The 21,377-nt window shown below is 48.8% G+C and carries 22 protein-coding genes and 1 pseudogene; 9 read left to right on the top strand and 14 right to left on the bottom strand.

Going from position 1 to position 21,377, the window contains the following annotated elements:
* Positions 1-69: 69 nt before the first annotated feature.
* The 3 genes and pseudogenes from SPB21_RS14365 to SPB21_RS14375 all read right to left on the bottom strand — a co-directional run bounded on the left by SPB21_RS14365 (position 70) and on the right by SPB21_RS14375 (position 1,042).
* Complete coding sequence (locus SPB21_RS14365; RefSeq protein WP_163660905.1) at positions 70-321, bottom strand: hypothetical protein; 252 nt, start codon at positions 319-321, stop codon at positions 70-72.
* Positions 322-363: 42 nt separating this feature from the next.
* Positions 364-579 (bottom strand): annotated as a pseudogene (locus SPB21_RS14370) (transposase); the annotation flags it as partial.
* 43 nt (positions 580-622) lie between these two features.
* Positions 623-1,042, bottom strand: a complete 420-nt coding sequence (locus SPB21_RS14375; RefSeq protein ID WP_163660901.1) for an aspartyl protease family protein — start codon at positions 1,040-1,042, stop codon at positions 623-625.
* Positions 1,043-1,385: 343 nt separating this feature from the next.
* On the opposite strand from SPB21_RS14375, the gene SPB21_RS14380 reads away from it, so the two are divergent.
* A complete protein-coding gene (locus SPB21_RS14380; RefSeq protein WP_163660899.1) occupies positions 1,386-2,297 on the top strand; it encodes a c-type heme family protein in 912 nt (303 codons plus the stop codon).
* Between the two features lie 87 nt (positions 2,298-2,384).
* On the opposite strand, the gene SPB21_RS14385 is transcribed toward SPB21_RS14380, so the two are convergent.
* A complete protein-coding gene (locus SPB21_RS14385; RefSeq protein ID WP_163702386.1) occupies positions 2,385-4,430 on the bottom strand; it encodes a DUF8082 domain-containing protein in 2,046 nt (681 codons plus the stop codon).
* A 524-nt stretch (positions 4,431-4,954) separates the two neighbouring features.
* Here SPB21_RS14385 and dapD point away from each other — a divergent pair.
* The 4 genes from dapD to SPB21_RS14405 all read left to right on the top strand — a co-directional run bounded on the left by dapD (position 4,955) and on the right by SPB21_RS14405 (position 9,173).
* Positions 4,955-5,812 carry a 2,3,4,5-tetrahydropyridine-2,6-dicarboxylate N-succinyltransferase gene (gene dapD / locus SPB21_RS14390; RefSeq protein WP_499062235.1) on the top strand — a complete coding sequence of 286 codons (858 nt, stop codon included), beginning with the start codon at positions 4,955-4,957 and terminating at the stop codon, positions 5,810-5,812.
* Positions 5,813-6,238: 426 nt separating this feature from the next.
* A complete protein-coding gene (gene ilvE / locus SPB21_RS14395) occupies positions 6,239-7,135 on the top strand; it encodes a branched-chain-amino-acid transaminase (RefSeq protein WP_499866983.1) in 897 nt (298 codons plus the stop codon).
* Between the two features lie 124 nt (positions 7,136-7,259).
* On the top strand, positions 7,260-8,456 hold the full coding sequence (dapE, locus tag SPB21_RS14400) for a succinyl-diaminopimelate desuccinylase (protein ID WP_499866984.1): 1,197 nt from the start codon (positions 7,260-7,262) through the stop codon (positions 8,454-8,456).
* A gap of 120 nt (positions 8,457-8,576) precedes the next feature.
* Positions 8,577-9,173, top strand: a complete 597-nt coding sequence (locus tag SPB21_RS14405; RefSeq protein WP_163702939.1) for a Uma2 family endonuclease — start codon at positions 8,577-8,579, stop codon at positions 9,171-9,173.
* A 170-nt stretch (positions 9,174-9,343) separates the two neighbouring features.
* On the opposite strand, the gene SPB21_RS14410 is transcribed toward SPB21_RS14405, so the two are convergent.
* Complete coding sequence (locus SPB21_RS14410) at positions 9,344-10,525, bottom strand: aldo/keto reductase (protein ID WP_499866986.1); 1,182 nt, start codon at positions 10,523-10,525, stop codon at positions 9,344-9,346.
* A 248-nt stretch (positions 10,526-10,773) separates the two neighbouring features.
* A complete protein-coding gene (gene rpiA / locus SPB21_RS14415) occupies positions 10,774-11,481 on the bottom strand; it encodes a ribose-5-phosphate isomerase RpiA (RefSeq protein WP_006515046.1) in 708 nt (235 codons plus the stop codon).
* Between the two features lie 418 nt (positions 11,482-11,899).
* Between rpiA and SPB21_RS14420 the strand changes: the two genes are divergently transcribed.
* Entirely contained in the window at positions 11,900-13,237 is a 1,338-nt protein-coding gene (locus tag SPB21_RS14420; RefSeq protein ID WP_163660885.1) for a CHAT domain-containing protein, read from the top strand.
* An 18-nt stretch (positions 13,238-13,255) separates the two neighbouring features.
* Here the strand turns inward: SPB21_RS14420 and SPB21_RS14425 are convergent, their stop codons facing one another.
* Together SPB21_RS14425 and SPB21_RS14430 are read right to left on the bottom strand one after the other, a co-directional pair.
* Positions 13,256-13,909: a DUF4033 domain-containing protein gene (locus tag SPB21_RS14425; protein WP_499062229.1), complete on the bottom strand. Its 654-nt coding sequence runs from the start codon at positions 13,907-13,909 to the stop codon at positions 13,256-13,258.
* Between the two features lie 153 nt (positions 13,910-14,062).
* Positions 14,063-14,245 (bottom strand): hypothetical protein, encoded by a 183-nt coding sequence (locus SPB21_RS14430; RefSeq protein WP_163660882.1) that lies wholly within the window; start codon positions 14,243-14,245, stop codon positions 14,063-14,065.
* Positions 14,246-14,454: 209 nt separating this feature from the next.
* On the opposite strand from SPB21_RS14430, the gene SPB21_RS14435 reads away from it, so the two are divergent.
* Positions 14,455-14,640, top strand: coding sequence for a hypothetical protein (locus SPB21_RS14435; protein ID WP_499866988.1), 186 nt, complete (start codon positions 14,455-14,457; stop codon positions 14,638-14,640).
* On the opposite strand, the gene SPB21_RS14440 is transcribed toward SPB21_RS14435, so the two are convergent.
* From SPB21_RS14440 to SPB21_RS14450, 3 genes are all read right to left on the bottom strand, one after another.
* Entirely contained in the window at positions 14,597-15,187 is a 591-nt protein-coding gene (locus SPB21_RS14440; protein WP_499866989.1) for a hypothetical protein, read from the bottom strand. The two genes, SPB21_RS14435 and SPB21_RS14440, sit on opposite strands and share 44 nt — an antisense overlap.
* Entirely contained in the window at positions 15,172-16,260 is a 1,089-nt protein-coding gene (gene aroC / locus SPB21_RS14445; RefSeq protein ID WP_163660878.1) for a chorismate synthase, read from the bottom strand. Before aroC ends, SPB21_RS14440 begins: the two co-directional genes overlap by 16 nt.
* Before the next feature lie 77 nt (positions 16,261-16,337).
* Entirely contained in the window at positions 16,338-17,249 is a 912-nt protein-coding gene (locus SPB21_RS14450) for a peptidoglycan DD-metalloendopeptidase family protein (RefSeq protein ID WP_499866990.1), read from the bottom strand.
* A 329-nt stretch (positions 17,250-17,578) separates the two neighbouring features.
* On the opposite strand from SPB21_RS14450, the gene SPB21_RS14455 reads away from it, so the two are divergent.
* Positions 17,579-18,388 (top strand): MBL fold metallo-hydrolase, encoded by an 810-nt coding sequence (locus SPB21_RS14455; protein ID WP_163660876.1) that lies wholly within the window; start codon positions 17,579-17,581, stop codon positions 18,386-18,388.
* Positions 18,389-18,423: 35 nt separating this feature from the next.
* Complete coding sequence (gene dut, locus SPB21_RS14460) at positions 18,424-18,873, top strand: dUTP diphosphatase (RefSeq protein ID WP_163660874.1); 450 nt, start codon at positions 18,424-18,426, stop codon at positions 18,871-18,873.
* A gap of 37 nt (positions 18,874-18,910) precedes the next feature.
* On the opposite strand, the gene SPB21_RS14465 is transcribed toward dut, so the two are convergent.
* The 3 genes from SPB21_RS14465 to SPB21_RS14475 form a co-directional block, all read right to left on the bottom strand.
* Positions 18,911-19,420, bottom strand: coding sequence for a hypothetical protein (locus tag SPB21_RS14465; RefSeq protein WP_163660872.1), 510 nt, complete (start codon positions 19,418-19,420; stop codon positions 18,911-18,913).
* Positions 19,413-20,528, bottom strand: a complete 1,116-nt coding sequence (locus SPB21_RS14470) for a ParM/StbA family protein (RefSeq protein WP_163660870.1) — start codon at positions 20,526-20,528, stop codon at positions 19,413-19,415. Before SPB21_RS14470 ends, SPB21_RS14465 begins: the two co-directional genes overlap by 8 nt.
* Before the next feature lie 292 nt (positions 20,529-20,820).
* Entirely contained in the window at positions 20,821-21,312 is a 492-nt protein-coding gene (locus SPB21_RS14475) for a hypothetical protein (RefSeq protein WP_163660868.1), read from the bottom strand.
* Positions 21,313-21,377: the final 65 nt, after the last annotated feature.

The following is a 21,377-nucleotide window of genomic DNA, read 5'->3' on the forward strand; positions in this document are numbered from 1 at the left end:
GAACACTCCGCGTACAGCTGGCCAAAGGTGGCGTTTTAGGTGAAGGTGATCATCGTTAGTAGGCCCTCCCTATGCAGCTACACGAAGGACAGGACGCTTAGGGAAGCGAATGTAGAGCTTCCCACCATCTGGACGATGCGGCTCTACCGTGACGCCGACTTGCAGCTCATCGGCAAACGTCACAGATACCCAGAGTTTATCAGTCCAACCCTTGCCGCCAATGGTGATCAACTGCACCTGTTCAGCGCTGAGCGTATTCGATGCACCGAAGTCCTCCAGCAGCCCCGTGGCTCCGCCACCATCATGAGGCAGAGCCTCCACGCTCGCTGGTCCAGGCAGAGCCTGGGAGCGAGGTGGTGGGAGCTAGACGGGAGTGATTGATAACAATCCAGGTTCTCCCAAATAATTCCGATAGCTCGAATAACGCCAGTGGGCCGGATTATCCACATATCCACGTTTCACCGGATTGTTATGAATATAATCCAGCTTCTGTCGCAACATTTCATCCGAACAAATCATCTTTGGATGAAACCCCTCCTGCCACATTTGATAACGCTGCCCCGTCTTATGAGACAACTTGATAGAGTGCCCAGTCAGAGGCTTGGCCACCAGGTAAGCTGCCTTAAAGCACTGTCATGTAAGTCTCTTTGCCTGTGACTGGTAAATGTCGTAATCGCTGATTTTGTAAATCTGGCTCTAAGCCTAAATCTTCTAGCGGTATCAATCCCAATAAAGGCGTTTGCCCAGCAGGTAGCTCTACACAGTCATAACGACCTTCCCGTCCTTCAACAGTCAGCTTGAGACCTTCATAAACATTAACCGTCTGTGGTCCCGTCGCAGTTTGAGCGTCAATAGTGCCTGTTAACTTAAGCCCCAATTTTTGAATAACCTCAGTAGGTAAACAAAGGCGAGTAGCACCAGTATCCACAAGAGCATTATCCACCGTTATCGAACGAACCTGAGCAACTGGAATAAAGCCTCGTTCTGCTAAAACCTGATCAACCCAATTGATCAGATTTAAAGTAACGACGACTTTACCCATAGTGTTGTTGTACGTTGGTTGCCTATCCATCATTCCCACAAGTCAAACAGGTTGCGCCATAGCCGTACTCTCCCCAATTATAATGCCAACCCATAAACCCAACCCAGTTCTCCCCACAAGAGCCTCGTATAGTCCTGTGCTGGGTAAAAAAGAAAAATCACCCCAGCATTTCACGGCATCCAACCTGGAAATCAGGATCTAGAACTGAAGATCTGAAAGCGTTTGTATTGAAATATTGCCAATTGATTTGACTCACAGCCTTTATCTGGGCGAAATGGATACGTTAGATATAGGCAACCTCACTAAACCTCTTCTGCTTGGAGTTATGTTGACGCTTTCGAAAATGAAACTTGGCCAAAAGTTTACGCTGATGCTAATGGTCGTCTTTATAGGCGGCATTCTAATGAGTGGCATTGCCCTAGAACGCTTACTTAACCACACTGCCCAAGCAGAGCTCACCAACAAAGCACTGATGCTGATGGAAACCATGAACTCTGTGCGTCAGTACACTGTTGATGAGGTGAGCCCGGAACTGGCAGAACGTAGCGAAACTCAATTTTTGCCAGAAACTGTGCCCAGTTACTCAGCCCATAGAGTATTCGAAACGCTGCAAGCAAGCCCAGACTATAAAGATTTTTTCTATAAAGAAGCTGTCTTAAATCCCACTAATATTAAAGACAAAGCGGATGAGTTTGAAGCATCACTGGTCAGCTCATTTGATCGGCCTGACAGTCGCGAAGAATTACACGGTTTTAGAAAGACACCGGGCGGCAAACTGTTCTACATCGCTCGACCAATTCAAATTAAGCAGGAGGCTTGCTTATCATGCCATAGCACTCCAGATCAGGCCCCTAAGAGTATGATTGAGAAATATGGCAGCGACAATGGGTTTGGCTGGCAGCTGGACGAAATTATCGGTACTCAGATTATCTCGGTACCTGCAAAAACTGTATTTAGAACGGCTAATAAGTCATTGTTGATTACCCTGGCAGTGTTTACGGGGGTATTTGCGATCGCAATCCTCCTCGTCAATCTTTGGCTCAAGCGCTACGTCGTCCGCCCCATCAACCGCATGGCCGCCACTGCAGAAGCCGTCAGTACCGGTGATACCAAAGCCGAATTTATCAAATGGTCTGACGATGAAGTTGGCAACCTCACCGACTCCTTTAACCGTATGCGCCTCAGCCTACAAATGGCCATGCAGCGATTAGAGCGCCATCGCCGTAGTCGCAAAGGCAGCCAGGGGGCTGGTTAAGGGCGTCCGATATCGCAGGTCAACCAATTGACGATGGGTCCACATCCCAGAGGGCGCATGGCCATGCGCCCCTACGGGGGAATCTTCTCACGTTGACTTCACGCTAATCTCGCTGCGTAACTCCAATCGAAACTCCTGAGCTTTCTCGCCATCAGGAATTTCTCTGGCGAGTCGATCAACAAAAGCAGGCGGATTCAAGTTGGGATAATCCACTAACGTATCTTCCACAATCATGCTGGCCATCGGCCCAATACATTGAGCCAACACCTGACGGCAACGATCGATAAAGGCAAGATCTAAGGTTTGCTGACGTTGTTGAATTACCGTACTGATCTCCGGCATGGTGTCACTTGATGCCAGAGCCTCGTCTGGGATACAAATGTGACTTAAAAAGACCGTAGCCTGGTCAGCATCAGATATTTGCCCGACAAGAATATCAACAATCTCCTGGGGCGTAGCGTTCGGGTGATCTTCCAGCGTTTCTTCGATCACCATATCGGCAATGGGACCAATGCAGCGGCTCAGTTCATCACGACACTGGGCAATAAAGGATGGATCGGGCGAAATACGCTCAGGTTGCTCAGGCATCTCTGCTGGCAAAGTAGAAGCTGGCTTCGGATTAAGCGTTTTACTAAAGCCGACAGGCAATAAAGGAGCCAACTGCTCAAATACCGCTTGGGCCGACTGAAATCTATCCTGGGGCTGCTGTCGGGTCATTGTCGCTAAAACGTCCCCCAGCAGCGGGCTAATTTCTGCATGGGGTCGCCAGTCCATATCCAGCGTATGGACATCCATTAGATCGCGAGGATGTTTCCCGGTCAGTAGCACCAGTGCCGTCACTCCCAACGCATACAAATCACTGGAGGGAGTACATTTTCCAAACATCTGCTCCGGTGGAGAATAGCCAAATTTACCCACAGCGGTGACAGCTTTTTGTAGATTCTCGTTCTGGGTAGGGCTCTCTGACAATGAGTCAGACATGGTGTTGTTGACTAGGCCAAAGTCAATCAATACGGGCAGGTTGCGATCGCGGGAATACATCACATTCTCAGGTGAAATATCGCGGTGCATAATATTGAGACTGTGCAGATAGTCCAATACCCGCAGCATATGGGCCAGCCAGAAGACAACTTCACCTTCAGTAAACAGCTTGGACTGTTTCTTACGCCGTTGCAATAGCTTTAGATAGGTAACCCCATCAATATATTCCTGAACAATAAACAGTCGCTTAGCCTGGGTAAAACAGGCCATAAACTTAGGAATTTGCGGATGATCGATGCTGTGGAGGGTTTTGGCCTCCCGCTGAAATAACTCAATCGCTTTTTGCAAAAATTTTCCCTGTTTTTGCACCGGGCGCAATTCTTTGAGCACACACAGTTCGCCAAACCGCTGGGTATCTTCCACCAGGTAAGAGAAACCAAAACCCCCTTGACCCAGCATGCGCTTGATCGTGTAGCGCCCCCCAATTTTAGTGCCTTCTGTCAGGACGGGCGTTTTTTTTGCCGTCTGTTTAGACGCCGTCTGTTTAGATTCTTGATGGGTCCAATGTTTTGTCTGATCAGGATCGGGAGCAGACTTGGCTACCGCCGCCGTGTCGATACCTGCCACATTAATGTGGTAAACCGTAATCGGCTCTTTAATATTTTTTAGTTTGAGCGGCCCAGCAAACTCTGCATCCAGCGACAGGCGTACTTTAACCAGATCGTACATCAGTTTAGATAAGCAGATACCACCGGGTTTAGCCTGAGTTTGTAGGCGAGCAGCAATATTCACGCTGTTGCCCATCACGTCTGAATTGTTAAAGAAGACGTCTCCCATGTGAATACCAATGCGATGGGAGAGACTATCGGTCTGCTTCTCTTGAGCGTAAAAAGCTTTTTGGATTGCGATCGCACAGCTCACCGCCTGCACTGCGCTAACAAAATACATCAACAAGCCATCGCCAGTAGATTTGAGAACCTGGCCCTCAAATTCTGTGCATTGCTCTGCCATCAACGCTAAGTCACGTTGAATCAGCTGTAATGTATTTTCCTCATCAACTGACATGCGGGCACTAAAGCCAACCGCATCAGTAACAACAATAGCGGCTAGTGCACGCTGTCCTCGGCTAGGGGTAGGAAGATCGCTGGACATGGACGTAAGGGCGTTATAAAAACGTCACATTCTTGAACAACTGAAATCAATGGTTTGTGCATTGTCTAAGGATTCTACACAGATGACATTAAACAAAAATGAATTACTTAATGCCATGGAACATCACAACTCCATAACCTTCACCAAAAGGTCGAGTTTTTTCTGATGAACCCCTCTGTAACACCTTAGAAACCGTACATCCATACAAAAAATCAACGAATAAAACTGATTCCATATCTACGCTTTCATTTTTTGACAACCTGGTCAGTAAAAGCCGCCAATTCAATCACAAAGCTTAATCCCACAGAGCTGCTTAGTAGGCACAACTTTATAGTTACGGACATTCATCCACTATCGCTATTAGTAATTGGTGCCTGATTCCTGACGTCCGATCTAAATCAGAGTTAGCCGCCTACATTGATGCCCATTTAACTTAGACAAGGTTTAGCGATAGCATCTAAAGATTGACGTTTTTTAATTGACCCACTTTAGTGCAAACAGCAACCCCAAAGGGCATACCACATATGGACACACAGAACCTGATCCGAATTATCGACACCGCCTGGGAAAACCGTAGTTCGATTAATTCCAGCACATCAGGCGAAACCCGTGATGCCATCGAATATGTAGTTAACGGCCTCGATAGCGGTCAGTATCGCGTCTGTGAAAAGTCAGGCGATGACTGGGTCGTCAACCAATGGCTGAAAAAGGCTGTACTCATGTCCTTCCGCCTCAATGACTCCACCGTTATTTCCAGCGGTCTAAAATACGCTGACATGGGAGACGCCCCCTGGTTTGATAAGGTGCCTTCTAAGTTTTCCGGCTGGACCCAGGAAAAGTATGCCGAAGCTGGGTTTCGAGCCGTACCCAACTGCGTTGTGCGACGGGGGTCCTATGTGGCCAGTAATGTGGTGCTAATGCCCAGCTTTACTAATATCGGTGCCTATGTGGACAGTGGCACCATGATCGATAGCTATGTCACCGTCGGCTCCTGCGCGCAAATCGGTAAAAATTGCCATATTTCAGCAGGTGTGGTCATTGGTGGTGTACTAGAACCCCTGCAAGCGAACCCGGTCATTATTGAAGACAATGTGTTTGTCGGTGGCCAGAGCGAGGTTTCCGAAGGCGTTATTGTTAGAGAAGGGGCGGTGCTGGCCATTGGTGTGTACTTGAGTCAGTCCACTAAAATTGTTAACCGGGCCACAGGCGAAGTGACCTACGGTGAAATTCCTCCTTACTCTGTTGTTGTCCCTGGGGCATTGCCTGGCAAGCCTCTGGCAGATGGTACGCCTGGACCTAGCCTATATTGCAATGTGATTGTTAAGACTGTGGATGATAAGACCCGGTCTAAGACATCCATCAATGACCTGTTGCGGGATTAACCCTCATCCCCCAGCCTCTTCTCCCCAGGGAGAAGGGGAGTAAGAGCAATATATCTTTTGCAGATAGCAAAGCTACGTTCTCAAAGTCCCTCTCCCTGGGGAGCTACCGTGTATACATAAGTCGGAGAGCTGGCTCTAGATTTCGAGCCCTCATCCCCCAGCCCCTTACTCCCTGAGGGAGAAGGGGGGCCTGGCCTCAAAGTCCTTCGCCCCCAGGGAGAAGGATTTAGGATGAGGGCCAATTCAAGGCTATGTCTACCTTTTGGGAAATTATTTTCTAGATGTGTATACACAGTAGCCCCAGGGAGAGGGATTTAGGGTGAAGGCAAAATCCAAGGACACAAAGTCCTTTTAGTCACCACGTTCCATCCACAGCGTTCCACAAATCTCCTCGCTTCTCCAACTCCATCATCCATAGGAATTCCCATGTCTCTGTTGCCTTTCGACCAAAAGGAAGGATATCTGTGGCTTAACGGCAAAACTGTTGTCTGGAAAGATGCCACTATCCATCCCCTCACCCACGGCCTCCACTACGCCAGTAGCGTTTTCGAAGGTGTCCGTATCTACAATGGCAAAGCCTTTTTGCTCAGCGAACACATCGAACGGCTGCATCAGTCCGCCAAAATTCTAGGCTTTAAAATTCCCTATTCTACGGATGACATCATTACTGCCACCCACGACTTGCTGGCTAAAGAAAAGATTGATGTCGGCTACATTCGTCACTTTGCCTGGCGCGGCAGTGAGCAGCTACGGATCTATACACCGACCCCATCAACCCGTCTTGGCATTGCCGCCTGGGCATTTCCCACTACTCTGTTTAACATCGAAACCAAAAAACCCTTAAAACTGACTAGCCGTATCACCTGGCGGAAGCCTGATCCAACAACTGCACCGACAGTCAGCAAAGCGGCCTGTCTCTATCCCATCTGCTTTATGAGCAAACATGAGGCAATACAACAGGGGTTTGATGATGCCCTGATGCTAGACTACCGTGGGCTGATCGCTGAATCCACCGCATCCAATGTATTTCTGATTATGGATGGGGCTGTACACACACCAATACCGGACTGTTTCCTGGATGGGATTACTCGCCAAACCATCATCAAACTGGCCAAGCAGTTGGGCATTGAAGTGATAGAACGGCATATTAAACCCGAAGAACTTGCCCAGACCCAGGAGGTCTTTTTGACCGGGACAACCTGTGAGATTGAGTCCATTAGCCAGATTGATGAGCAGCAGTTTGAGGCGTTTGGTCCGATCACGATGCGTTTGATTGCGGCCTATCGGGACTTTGTTACAAAGCAAACAGCGGCAAACAGTTAGTCGATCAGGACTTTGTTACAAAGCAAACAGCAGCAAACAGTTAGTCGATCAGGACTTTGTTACAAAGCAAACAGCGGCAAACAGTTAGTCGGTTTTGTACAATGCTGAAAACAAACGAATTCCCATGATCGCTAGCACTACCGTCACGGCTCCCGTTTTCGATCCCGTCAAAGTCACCCAAGAACTGATTCGCTGTCCCAGTGTCACGCCCGATCGCGAGGGTGGTCTCGATGTTGTCCAACGTCATCTGGAACAGCTTGGGTTCACCTGCCACCGTATGACATTCCACAATGAGCCTGGCAGTTACGAAGTCGATAACCTTTACGCCCGCTATGGCACTGAAGGTCCTAACCTGGCTTTTGCTGGCCATACCGATGTTGTACCTGAGGGCAATCGGGAGCGCTGGGGAGATATTGATCCCTATGCAGGAGAGATTCGAGACGGTATTTTGTGGGGACGGGGCACTGTCGATATGAAGGCAGGTATCGGCTGCTTTATTGCGGCTGTTTCATCCTGGTTAGCGAAGGACAAAGACAGTTTTAAAGGGTCTTTTAGTTTTATTATTACTGGCGACGAAGAACACGAGGCGATCAATGGCACCAAGCCAGTGATGAAATGGTTGGCAGCGCAGGGTGAGAAAATTGATGCCTGTGTGGTGGGGGAACCGACTAACCCGTTGGAGATGGGAGACTGTGTTCACATTGGTCGTCGGGGCAGTATCAACACCTTTATTACGGTAAAGGGTAAACAGGGGCATGTGGCCTATCAGCGCAATGTGCTGAACCCGGTACCTGCTGCGGTGGCAATGGTGACAGCTTTGCAAAAGCTAACATTGGATGAGGGCAATGAGTGGTTTGAGCCATCCAACTTGGAGATGACCCAGTTTGAGACGGCACAATGTGCAGAGAATGTGATTCCGGCTGAGGTGAAACTACGGTTCAATATTCGCTTTAATGATGAACAAACTGGAGACGGGCTACAGCAGCTCATTCGTGAAACGGTTGATCCCATCGCTCGCGAGCATGGAAACGAGTACGACATTCGCTTCCGGGTGAGTGGTGAAGCGTTTCGTACTGATCCGAACGATGATTTTGTTGCCTTGGTGCAAGATGCAGTTGAAGAGATTGCCAACCGTCGTCCAAGACTGAGTACAGAGGGTGGGATCACCGATGCTCGTTATCTCGTACCTCACTGTGTGACGGTGGAATATGGCCCTCTGGACAATACGATGCATCAGATTGGTGAGCATATTCCCATCGCCCATATTTATGAGCTACACCAAGTTTATGAGCGAATTATCGACAAGTTCTTTGAGGGTTGAGAAATACCCAAATCAACATATGTGTCAACACCTTTCAGGTTCTGGCTTTCCACCAGTGGCATAGCCACTAGTAGCTGTCCTATGATAGGAAGCAAATCACTTTTGATTGAGGCAACGCCAATGACATTAACAACGGCTCCCCCAATCCCTGAAGAAAATCGCCTACTTTTCAAAGGCTTGACTTGGCGTGAATTCAAAGTGGTTGAGCAACTCCTTGAGCAGCCAGGGTATCGAATTTCGTTTCTAGATGGCACCTTAGAGATACAGCAAATGCCTGGAGAACTCCATGAAACCATCAAAAAGCGAATCGCAGCCCTACTGGAACTATACTTGCTGATGGCTGGGTTTGACTTTAAGCCAACTGGCTCTATGACATTAGAAAACGAAGCCAGAAATGTTAAACGAGAAGCTGATGAGTCGTATAAACTGACGCCTAGTAGCCAACGTCCAGACTTAGCTATCGAAATAGTTTTCTCTAGCGGTGGCATTGACAAACTAGAAGCTTACAAACGCCTTAAAATTTCTGAGGTTTGGTTTTGGGAAGATGGAGTTCTCAAGCTTTATCATTTACGAGATAATAACGATGAAGCCTACTATGAAAAAATCAGCGTTAGTAAAGCTGTTCCAGAGATGGATTTAGATTTATTTTGTCGCTGTATTCTCATCGACAACCATGTTGAGGCACTCAAAACTTTTCAGGCAGGTTTATCAGCGTAGTGCAGAAGATAACTATAATCGTTTGCCTTTAAATCTCATCTTGACACCATTAGCTGGAGCTAGGGTGACACCCCGACGTTTGGGTGTTTCAGGTGTTTGATCAACACACTCCAGCTGATAATGTGCAACCATGGTTGCCAACACCAATTTCATTTATGGTTACGCAAGCTCTAGGATTCTGATAGACGCTTGACCTTTGCTCCAGCCAGACGTGTATGGATTTCCATCAAGCGCTGAGGGATGATCTCCTGGTGAGGGCTGTGCTGAAGACAGCGACGCAGGTCTAAAGAGTTCACATTATCGGCACGGGAACCAGGAAACCAGTGGCTGGCACCGCCCAGTAGGTTATAGCGGGCAGCGGCGTATTCGGTCATATCGAAGGCATCCACTAGATTACCAAGCCAGAGAATGATGGGGATATTTAGATTGCCGGGGGTGTCGGCTGGTTTGGGTAGCCCCACATTCCAGGTTTTGTACCAGGTTTCGCCCAGGGTTGCGATCGCACTTTCCTCCAGCTTTTTTAGAATCGGTGGTAGTACCTCATCCGCCTGATCTATCAATGGCAGTACCTTCACGTGCTCATCAAAATCGCTAGGCTTAGCAGCCCCCAGGCTTAACGTATGCACCTGGGAATGGCTCAGACAAAACAGGTCGTTAAACACCATTGGGCTCAGCGGTGCGCACAGGTCCACCAGCTTGGGTGGTGGTGCATACAGATGGCCGCCTTTATCCGATGGACTGATGATAAACACACCCACATCGTGCTTTTGGGCCGCTTCAATGGCAGGCCAATTATTTTGAAAAATGTAGTACCAGTGCAGGTTCATATAGTCGAACTGCCCGGTATTCACCGTGTCGACAATGACATCGGTGGGGCCATGGGTGGAAAAACCGACGTAGCGCACTCGACCCTGGCGTTGAAGTTCACGCACAACCTCCATGCAGCCGCCCGGACGTAGTGTGCAGTCCAACAGTTCGTGGGTATTAATGCCGTGGATACCCAGCAGGTCTACATAGTCTAGCTGCAGATTTTTAATGGACTTGTTAAAGGTGGCGAGGAATTCTTTAGGATCCTGACGGGGTGTAACCTTGGTTTGAACAATGATGCGATCGCGATCAAACGTCGGCAATACTTTACCTAACTGGATTTCTGATGTGCCATAGCCACGGGCAGTTTCAATATGATTGATACCTAGCTCAATCGCACAGTGGATTGTCGCATCGAGGTTTTGTTGATTTTTTTCTGGAATCATCCATTGCGGGACATCTTTCCAGGAGTGCTGATACCGCATGCCGCCGCAGGAGAACACCGGCATTTGCAGTTCTGTGCGTCCAAATCGACGATATTGCATTCGTTTGCTGTGACATTGTTCATTGATTAGTATGCAAGATTTAAGTCGATTCTGCCGTTGATGTAACGGATAACCTCGTAGGGGCTGGCCTTGTGCCAGTCCTGCATCGCAATCGCCTCATCACAATTGTGCTATGAGCATCGAGCCAATTTGTGAAGCATAGATTATACAGGGCACCCACAAGGGGATGCCCCTACACCTCAATTATTCAATTCGTAAATTGTTGGGGTTTACCAATGCAAACCAACCTACATTGTCCGAACCGACGCTTTCCCATCAATCACTTCACCGATTAACACCTCATCGGCTAAGCCAACAAACAAACCATTCTCCAAAACACCAGGAATGTTGTTAACGGTCTTCTCCAGCTCAGCAGGGTTATCAATGCCGGTAAACTTCACATCCAGCACCATGTTCCCCTGGTCAGTAATCACAGGACCATCCTTATTCACACCCATACGTAACTCAGGCGTACCACCCAATGCCGTCAACGCACGAGTGACAGGCGCAACTGCCATGGGTAGAACTTCTACTGGCAAAGCAAAGGTGGAACCTAATTTATCAACCAGCTTAGAGCTATCAACCACAACCACAAAGCGCTCGGCCAAGCCATCCACAACCTTCTCGCGAGTGTGGGCGGCACCACCACCCTTGATCAGGTTCTGCTGAGGATCAACTTCATCTGCACCATCAATGGCAATGTCAATGCGAGGCGCTTCATCCAGCGTAGTTAGCGGAATACCATGCTTTTTAGCCAGTACTGATGCCTGAAACGAAGTGGGAATACCCACAACGTCAGTAAGTTCACCAGCCGCCAAACGCTCGCCAATAAACTGAATGGCAAATGCAGTGGTGGAACCCGTGCCCAGACCCACAATTGAGCCAGATTTTACCTGGGCAGCAGCGGCGCGACCCACTTCTTGCTTCATTAACTTAACTGGGTCCATATCTCCCATGGTGTGATAACTCCTCTACTTGTCTTTAAAGACGATGTTGCTGAGGCTAACCTAAATCAATCTGAAAAAGACTGATGGCTATTACCATGGATAACTCATGGCTCAATCAGCAACCGCTCATCTTCGGGATCTAGCATGACGGAAATCGGGTCGGCTGCATAGACAATGGATGCGCAAATAGGGACATCCATGGGTCATCTACCTTGTCACCAAAAGGTCGGTAAATATCTGGAATTACCCCCACTACCATTTACCACCTGTGACTGTTAAAAACGCGCAAAACTACTGACGCGCCTAAGCTTAATACCTTATCGCTCTACCCTACAGACATTTACTGACCCTAGACTTTAGTCAACATTGATGCGGAGTCAGACCAACTTCTATGTAGTTGCACCTACACACTTTAGGATGTAGCAATATGAAATTTTTATCTCGCGCCCTATCGAGACGCCATAAACCGCTGCGATGGCTTTTGGCTCCCCTGATTTGCCTACTGATAATAGCGCCTACACCAGCCTTCACCCAGGAACTAACCCTAAGCCAGAAAGTTCTGAATATGGAACTGATGCTGGAGTCAGAATATGAAACGTATTTTGGTGAAGATCTAGCTGAGGTGACTCAATCACCAGAAGAAATTGCGATCGCATTAGCTCGGGTTGGAGAAGAAACCGGAACATCCCCCGCTGTTTTATGGGCCATGCCACGAGAAGATCACCTGCACCTGGTGCTGATTATGCCTAATGGTGAGCCCATTGTGCGTGATTTGTATGACGTCCCTAAAGACCTGCTGGCAAAAACCACGGAGCAATTTCATCGGCATATCAGTCGCCCCTCCGGCAATGCTTATATGCCAGCAGCTCGTAAGCTATACGACTGGATAATTGGCCCCTATGAGGATGAGTTTCTCACCCCGGCTGGCATCGATACTCTGTTGGTGTGTTCTGGAGATGGGCTCAGGGGGCTGGCCTTACCCGCACTCTATGATGGTGAACAATTTTTGGTGGAGAAATACAATACCGCTAGTATTCCTGCCTTCAACCTGATCGATACCGACTATGACGCCATTGAACCCGGCAACTTGTTAGCGGTGGGAGCCTCTGAATTTCAGGATTTGTCTCCACTACCTGCGGTACCGGTTGAACTGTCAAATATTGCCTGGCAGCTACGGACAGCTGAGGGGAGCGATCGCAACTGGCAAGACCGTTCCCTCCTCAACCAAAGCTTTACCCTGGAGAATTTTAATACCTTACTCAGTCGTCAATCCTACGACATTGTTCATTTGGCCACCCATGCCGAATTTAAGCCCGGCAAACCAGAGAACTCTTACATCCAACTATGGGACCAGCGACTCACCCTGGAGGATGTGAACAACTTAGACTGGCAGCTGCCCAACTTAGAGCTTTTGGTGTTGAGTGCCTGTGAAACAGCCGTAGGCGATAGCAATGCTGAGCTGGGTTTTGCGGGACTAGCCCTAAGGTCCGGAGTTAAGTCAGCCGTAGCTAGCCTTTGGGATGTTAGTGATTTAGGCACATTGGCCTTGATGAGTGAGTTTTATCACCAGATCCCCCAAACAGCCACTAAGGCTGAAGCACTGCGCCAGGCTCAGCTGGCACTACTCAAGGATCAAACTGACGCTGTTGATCTCAGCCAACTACAAAAATCATATGGAGAGAAAGCCCTGGCTAATGAAAGCTTAGGCTCATTATCTCATCCATTTTACTGGGCCGGATTCACCATGATTAGCAGTCCCTGGTAATGCCAGAGCCCCCCTGTCTCAAGTTCTTACCTTGGGGCAGGCAGGGCTTTCACTGGCTACAGCACAATCTTGCAAACAAGGCTGCTGATAAGCGTCTTCTGTCTCCAGCGGCGGCGGCGTTTGGCCAAATACCATGTCGCAGCTGAGATCCTCAAAATTAGGTGTCATGGTCAGAGGAATACCAAACTTTTCAGTAAAAAACTGCTGTGTGGGTAGTTTGCACATGTTGACACACATGCCCACACAGCCACTTTGTTCTAAATAACGACACTTTTCGATGTGAACCGCACTTTTTTGCTGCCGTTTTTCACCAGAGGCGGTTGTGACCTCAGCCAGCTGCACCGTGCAAGGACCCACTAGCCATTCAAATAGCTGGGTGGCAAACCAGGCATTGAGTTCACACACCAACTGGGTAGGCGAGAAAAACGTACGAATCCCCCACAGGACCGGTGCTGGCACCAATGACTGCAAAACGACAGCAACCAGCTGCTGTTGCTGTTGCGAACTGCGACCTTGCATAATCTTTTGCGAGAGTTCTACAAAGCCGTCATAGCCAGACCGACTGCTACATTCACCAACGGCTTTAGACATTTTGCTAGCAAACAGACGAATAAAAAGCTGGTCAAAAAAAGAATCGTGGTAGGTCGTTTTTTCCACTGCTAGATTTTGCATGAGTTGGGCCGTGCGTCTTGTCTAGTAATAGCAAACAACCACCCCTGCTGTCTTAGGCAGAGATGGTTGTTGTAGTGCTTGGGATATGAGTCCGTGCCTCGGCATTCGCCAGTCACGACTCTACCCATCCTCAATTTTTAGCTGGAAGCAGTACTAGTTCTTATTGCGCACTCCACGATTGTGGCGAATGAGGTCATGGAACGTAGCATCTTCAGAGAGCTCTGAAGGGCTCGATACCTGATGATTTGGACCAAAAGTTGTTCTAGCTTGGGCAGCAGACGTCACAGCAGTCGCTGCAATCAAAACGGTCAAAACATATAAAAAAGAGCGTTTCATGAGTCAAGATCCTTATAAGTAAGATGCCTATTACCGATGGGTAGGTAGATCGGTAAATCCCCTCCATCAGCAACGACATCAGATGATTTATTTACTTGACTAAAATCATGATCTATGAATCTGAATTATTCCTGATACGGATCTGAATAAGTCTTAAGCATCACCATAGCTGGCTAAGTATCCTGGACTCCCATCTCTGAATATCGCCCATGAGCAAGCAATTTGAGCTAGATCACGTTTTTATTTTGACCAACAAAATAGGAGCCCCCGAGGCCGACAAACTGATGGAATTTGGCTTGGTAGAAGGCCCACCCAATATCCATCCAGGGCAAGTAGAAAACCAAGGACAAACTATGGACTTTTGCCCCCATCTGCCATTGCGGCTGTGTTGGTAACCATCAGATACTTGACTGTCAGGTAAATGACCACCATGCCTAGCCAAAGGGCAGAGGTAAGCTGACGCAGGTAATTGGCTTGCCATAGGGTAATCAGGCCGAGAGCAATACCATTGGCTATTAAGACGGGCCAACGGGCCTGCATCGGAAATGGCCGAATCGGTTCAAGGCTGTGGGGATATAGCTGAATATTGGCAGCTGTATTAAAAAAGAACTGACTCATGAGAAAAATTACCATGCCCAGCACCAGATGTTGCCAGGCCAGATAAAACCCAATGAGTTCCATGGCAACCGTAATTAGGGTGACGCCATAGAAGATGACTACACGACGCTCGGCCAGGGAAACCTGATAGACATTGTGAAGATCAACCCAAGCCATGCGCCCTTGGTCGATACATATGAGGATGAGGGCAACAGCAATGGTAGGGCTACCCGTAGTCAGATTGGCTGTTGGCAACAAGAGGTAGTACCAGCCAATACCGCCAGCGGCAATCCAAAACAAAACAACTATGGCCCGCGTAGGCCAGGGTCCTAAAGCAGCTTGCATTGACCCTGGTGACGCATCAGATGATCGCACAGCACCAGAGCCATCATGGCCTCCACCATGGGTACCGCCCGAGGCAATACACAGGGGTCGTGGCGACCGCGACCGGACAGTGTGGTCTCATTGCCCTGCTGGTCTACGGTTTTTTGCTCTTTGAGAATAGTGGCTGTAGGCTTAAAGGCTACGCGAATAATGATGTTTTCGCCGTTGGAAATTCCCCCTTGGGTACCACCAGAGCGATTGGTGCGGGTGCGAATATTGCCGTCAGCGTCAGTGTAGAACTCGTCATTGTGCTGACTGCCGGTGAGAAAGGTACCGGCAAACCCGGAGCCCAGTTCAAACCCTTTGCTGGCAGGCAAGGACATCATACCCTTGGCGAGGTCGGCTTCAAGTTTGTCAAAAACGGGGGACCCAAGACCTTTTGGCACTTTGCGGGCCACACACTCCACTGCGCCACCAATGGAATCGCCGTCTTTGCGCACCCGATCAATGCGGGCAATCATTTCATCGGCAAAGTCAGGATTCGGACAGCGGACAATATTGCTTTCCACCTGTTCCAGGGTGACGCTATCGGGGTCGATGGGGGCCTCTATGTCCTGGATCCGTTTGACGTAGCCAACAATTTCGATGCCAGCCACCTGACGGAGAATTTTTTTTGCGATCGCACCCGCCGCTACCCGACCAATGGTTTCCCGCGCAGAAGAACGACCGCCTCCCTGATAATTACGAATGCCGTACTTAGCATCGTAGGTAGCATCCGCATGGGAAGGACGATATTTCGTTGCCATTTCCCCATAGTCCTGGGGACGCTGATCTTTGTTACGCACCAAGATTGTAATGGGTGTGCCTAAGGTCTGGCCCTGAAATACCCCAGAAACAATCTCGCAGGTATCCGTTTCCTTACGGGGTGTGGTGATTTTGCTCTGGCCTGGCCGTCGTCGATCCAGATCCACCTGAATTTCTTCAGCAGAAATTTTTAACTGAGGTGGACAACCATCAATAACAACACCCACACCACCGCCATGGGACTCGCCAAACGTAGTAATGCGGAATAGGTGACCGAAGGTATTGCCCATAGGTTTCAAGAAAGGTGTTTGAAAGCCTTTCAATCCTACCGTAGGACGCCCCTCTGAGGACGGTCCATTGCCATTGACTAACGCAACCGCCAGTACTCAACCAACGTCATATCATGATCCATCTTCATCACATTACGCGGGTTGATGGCCGTGCCTTTGAAATAGACACCGTAGTGTAGATGAGGCCCAGAAGAACGACCAGTATTACCTAGATAGCCCAGCACATCACCGCGCTTGACCCTAGCCCCAGACGCCACAGCGACCTTTGACATGTGGGCATACAGAGTCTCGTAGCCGTAGCCATGCTTGACGGTGACGGTATTACCGTAGCCACCATAGTACTCAGCCCGGCCTACCACACCTTCCGCAGTAGCCACAATAGGGGTGCCATAGGGGCCAACAAAATCTGTGCCCTCATGGGTTTCATAGGAAGAACCCCCAAAGGGATTACGCCGCAACCCAAACTCAGACGAAATATCAATCGGGCCGCCAATGGGAACTCCATCTGGGTAAGCGGCTATCTTCGCTTCTTCTTCAGCAAGCGTTTCTTCCAACGCAGGCTTAATGCTGTCATCCAAAAGATCACTCAGCTTAGGCAGCTTTTGGCTAGCTTTCTCATAGAGCTCAACACCATCAACGGTCACAGCTTCCCCTCCTCGGGGAATACCGTCATCTGACACACTATTCTGGTTACCCAACTCAGGCAAACCAGCTCGCTCTTTTAGATTTTCAATTTCAGAATCTAACGTATTCAGATCAGTTAGAACCTGATGAGCCTGATCCGTAAGCTGCCGGTTTTGATCCGCCAGCTGAACATTACTCTGGAAGAGAGAAAAAATAACAGCCCCCAGCCAACCTAAGGGCACCCCAAGCAGGACAAATGCAGCGATCATTCCGGCAAGTGGGGTAAACGTAATCGTAACGGGAGTCTGCCCAGTACGAGTAACTAAAACTGTGTAACTTTTCAGCAATTGCCGACGCATAGGCATTGAACTTAAGCGCTTAAACCGAAAAATATTAGCTATTTAGCCAATATTTCGGAACGCTGTACCAATCTGTACGATAAACAGCCTGATTATACGGGGATCACATCAAGAAAACGAAAAACAATTTGAAGAAACGTATAAAGTAGGGAAAGAACATAAGTAAAACTTAATAGTTCACTCTACCTTCATAACTTAATCTGTCCGGACTAACGTTCATTTTTTTCAAACAGGGGCAGATTAACCACTTGGTAGAGTTTGTAGCTACAGTTTTCCGCAGTTCGGCATCACTATAACAGCCAGCAGTTTTTTTCAGCGCAGTTTTAAGAGGAGCTATGTCAACAAAAAGGTCAGACACCATCACCTGGTTAGATGTGAACAGTTGGCAGTTCAACCTGGCAGGGCGTTCCCTGCTAGTAGATCCATGGTTAATAGGAGACCTGGTTTTTAACAACGCAGGCTGGTTGATTCGTGGCATTAGACCCCGACCAATCCCCATTCCCCAACAAGTAGACCTATTACTGCTTTCCCAGGGCCTAGCTGATCATGCCCATCCAGAAACGTTGGCAGCACTCGATAAATCAATTCCAGTAGTTGCTTCAGCCGCTGCCGCCAAAGTAGCCAAAGAGAAAGGGTTTACCGATGTCATCAACCTGCCCCCTGGGCAAAGCCATCGTCTCGGTGATGATTTACTCATTGAGGCCTTACCAGGAGCCCCCATTGGTCCTCTCACCCAAGAAAATGCTTATATCATCACTGTCTTAGATACAGGGCTGCGCCTATACTATGAGCCCCACGGCTATCCTGACGTTGCCCTGGCTACGCGTCCTCCGGTCGATGTGGCTATTACCCCCCTGGTGAGTTTGACATTACCCGTACTCGGTCCTGTTATTCGGGGCGGAGAGGGCGCCCTAGAACTAGCCCAAAAGGCAAAACCCCAGTGGCTATTGCCCACAGCCGATGGTGGCGATGTGGGCTATGAAGGACTACTGGCTAAATTTTTAACGGCATCTGGAGGGGCAGATGTGGTGCGATCGCAACTCGCTAACGCCAATCTTTCCACAGAGGTTAAAACCCTACGCCCCATGGAAGCTCTCACCCTAGATCTAAAACCTCAGACACCGGCAGCGGCGGAAACCGTTTAGTCGCTCCTCTCCGCTTTCCACTCGCTCAAGCCTTCATGACCCATCCCGTCACGATCAAGTTTAAAAAACTCAACCCTGAAGCCGTAATTCCCGGCTATGCCCACCCCGGTGATGCTGGTGCAGATTTAGTGGCCATCGGCGCTCACACACTGCAACCACTCCAGCGGTTAGCCATTCCCACCGGTCTAGCCGCAGAAATCCCCCAGGGATATGAAATGCAGGTGAGACCCAAAAGCAGCCTGGCCCTTAAATACGGCATTACGGTACTCAACACACCGGGTACCGTCGATGCCGGGTATCGTGGAGAAATCAAGGTAATTCTGATCAACCTGGGACAGTCTGCGTTTGCGATTAACCCAGGTCAGCGCATTGCCCAGATCATTATTGCCCCAGTGCTTCAAGCTGAGTTTGTAGAGACAGCGCAGTTAAACGACTCCCAACGCGGTGAAGGTGGGTTTGGGTCAACCGGGACAACCTATGGATAAATAGTTTTGAATAAAGAACCAATAACTAATAACTCAATTAAAAGTCATCCAATACATCCGGATCAATATCCTCATCCTCCAAAATGTCGGTCAACGATGACGGATTGGCATCACCAGGCTTAGGTTTGGGCGGTGTTATTTTTTCGATGATACTGTTGGGTGCCAGGGACCCGTTGCCATTGGATGAACTGCCATTGCTAGCCACAGGTGGAGGACTGCCCCCCAAAGCCTCACTCAATTTTGGTCCGTAGGCTTCTCCCGCCAGAAAATGTCGACGAATTTGAAAAATTCTGAACTCCAGCTCGTCAATGGCATTACGAGCAAGCACTTGCGCCTCTTCTTTAGAAACCTCATCCTCATAGGCCCAGGGTAAATAATAGGCCTTAAGAGCTCGAATTACGGACTCTCGCATATTCACCATTTTGTTGTCGCGCAAATGATTAACAATACGACCTTCAACGGTGTCGGGGTCGGAGCTAATACTAAAAGAAACACGCTTTCTGGAAGGAGGGTTTTCGTTCTTCGGTGTACTTTTCTTTTTAGCCACGACTCCTCCCTACAGCGAGTTTTTGGAATTTTAGCGCGAGCCACTTCGCGCCGCCATAGCAGTCACAGAATCGTAGCTGATCAATATCTGTCTCCAGGTCTAAATTGGCCGCAACTTCTTCTTGCAAATCTTCCAACCAATTCACCGTACAGAATGTGGAGCGTTCTTCAAAGTACTCTTCTAACTCATCCCGCAGCTGGGCCGCTGTTCCACCACTGACTAGCACCTCATAGTTGGGGACACTGACAGCGGCCAACCACTCATTCAGACGATATCGCACCAGCTCCCAATAATAAGAATTTGCCTTTTCTCGACGCTCAGCCAGGGGATATCCCTTTCTAGGGCGATTGGGAAAAACCACTCGGGCTGAATTGTTGATCAAGGCATCATAGAGAAATGGATCGTCCGAGTTGCAGGGTAGATCTTGGGCAACAGCCTTCAAAAGCTGTTGATAGCCAAGACGTTCGGTGCTGCTAGGTTCTCCCTGGGGTGGACGCCCCCCGTTAAACAACAAAAAGCTCAGGTCTCGATGGCCAAACATTAGCACCACAAAGGTTTTCTTAGAGCGTTCTTTCTGTTGCGATCGCTGCACTTTACGCCACTGCACTAATCCCGCAGCCTCAGGTAACACCTTAACGTTGCCAAACTCCAGAAAGATGTCTTGGCCACGATAGGTGAACATCTTATGACCCAAAATTTCACTGGTCAGGGCCTTATAATCAGTCAAATATTCGTTAAAGGGAAGAGCAATTCCCACATCCAGGGTGATCCGTTCTAACTCATGCTGGTGGGCAAACTCACCAATTATCCCGAGGGCACGAATATGGGCTAAGGCACTTTTAGGCAAGCTGCTTGTTGCTTTATTGGGACGCCCCTGGGCATCAATACCAAGGGCATAGGCTGGCGTTTCTGGATCAAGCTGCAGATAGCTAATCGACTCTAGACCTGAACCTATCTGCTCCCCCTGGGCCTCAATAATGGTCAACTCAGACGGAGGCATATCTGCCACCAGGGGAGGACACTGATAGGAGTAAAACCGTTCACCATCATTAAGAACGGCCTTGGTGCCAGAACTACCTAAATCGATAAAACACTGATATTGAGCCATGGGGATACGGGCAAAGATATGCCGAGTAGTACGTTAGTACGCTTATTCTAGTGGATTCATTTTAATCGAACGGGCGCTGACAATATATCGCAATCGATACGTTTTGTTGGTAGCGTGCCCAGGCACACAACCATATCAGCAGCGTCAGGCAAACCTGAGTGACGTAGCTAACAGGATTTTAGATTAAGCACTATAAGCACTATATGTAGCGCTCAACTTGAATTTTGAGTACTAGAAGGCAATATGATACCTGCCATAGGCATTTTTGTGAAGTGATTTTCTGCTCTGAAATTTAGTCGGCTTGGGGCATAGGCAACTTATAGAGTAAGTTAGCTAAAATTCCTTGAATACTCTCATGGGAATAGACAGCTTCTGAATGCGCCTTTAAACCTGGTTGCTGAAAAGAAGGGCGCTCTCCATTTATCTGTCCCCACTCCACCGCCACTTGGCGAGAAAACTCATATAGTATCTGGGGCTGCTCAACAATATCAGTCACAATTACTTGCAGTGCCACCAGCGGAGTATCTAAGTATTTACCCACTCTCACATCGGTTTTAACCCAACGCTGCAAACAAGGCTGCAATGCCCCGTCTGGATCGTTTAAGCATTGTTCAATACATTCATTAATGGCCGCTAGCGCTCGTAAAGGGCGCGGTACCATCGCCTGGCTGCCCTTGAGAAACGAGCCTCCCTCGCGACCAATGGCTTCACCTAGACTAAATTTACGCTCTGCTCGAATTTCGCGTTGTAAGCCTGGAGGTAAGGGGTTTTCAGAAACAGTCATCAGACCAGCACTAGGATATCTAAAATCACCGTATCAGAATCACGCTAGTATCCTCACGGTGGTTC

Origin of the sequence: Leptothoe sp. ISB3NOV94-8A, assembly GCF_043421595.1 — a bacterium.
GTDB lineage: Bacteria > Cyanobacteriota > Cyanobacteriia > Phormidesmidales > Phormidesmidaceae > Leptothoe > Leptothoe turfae.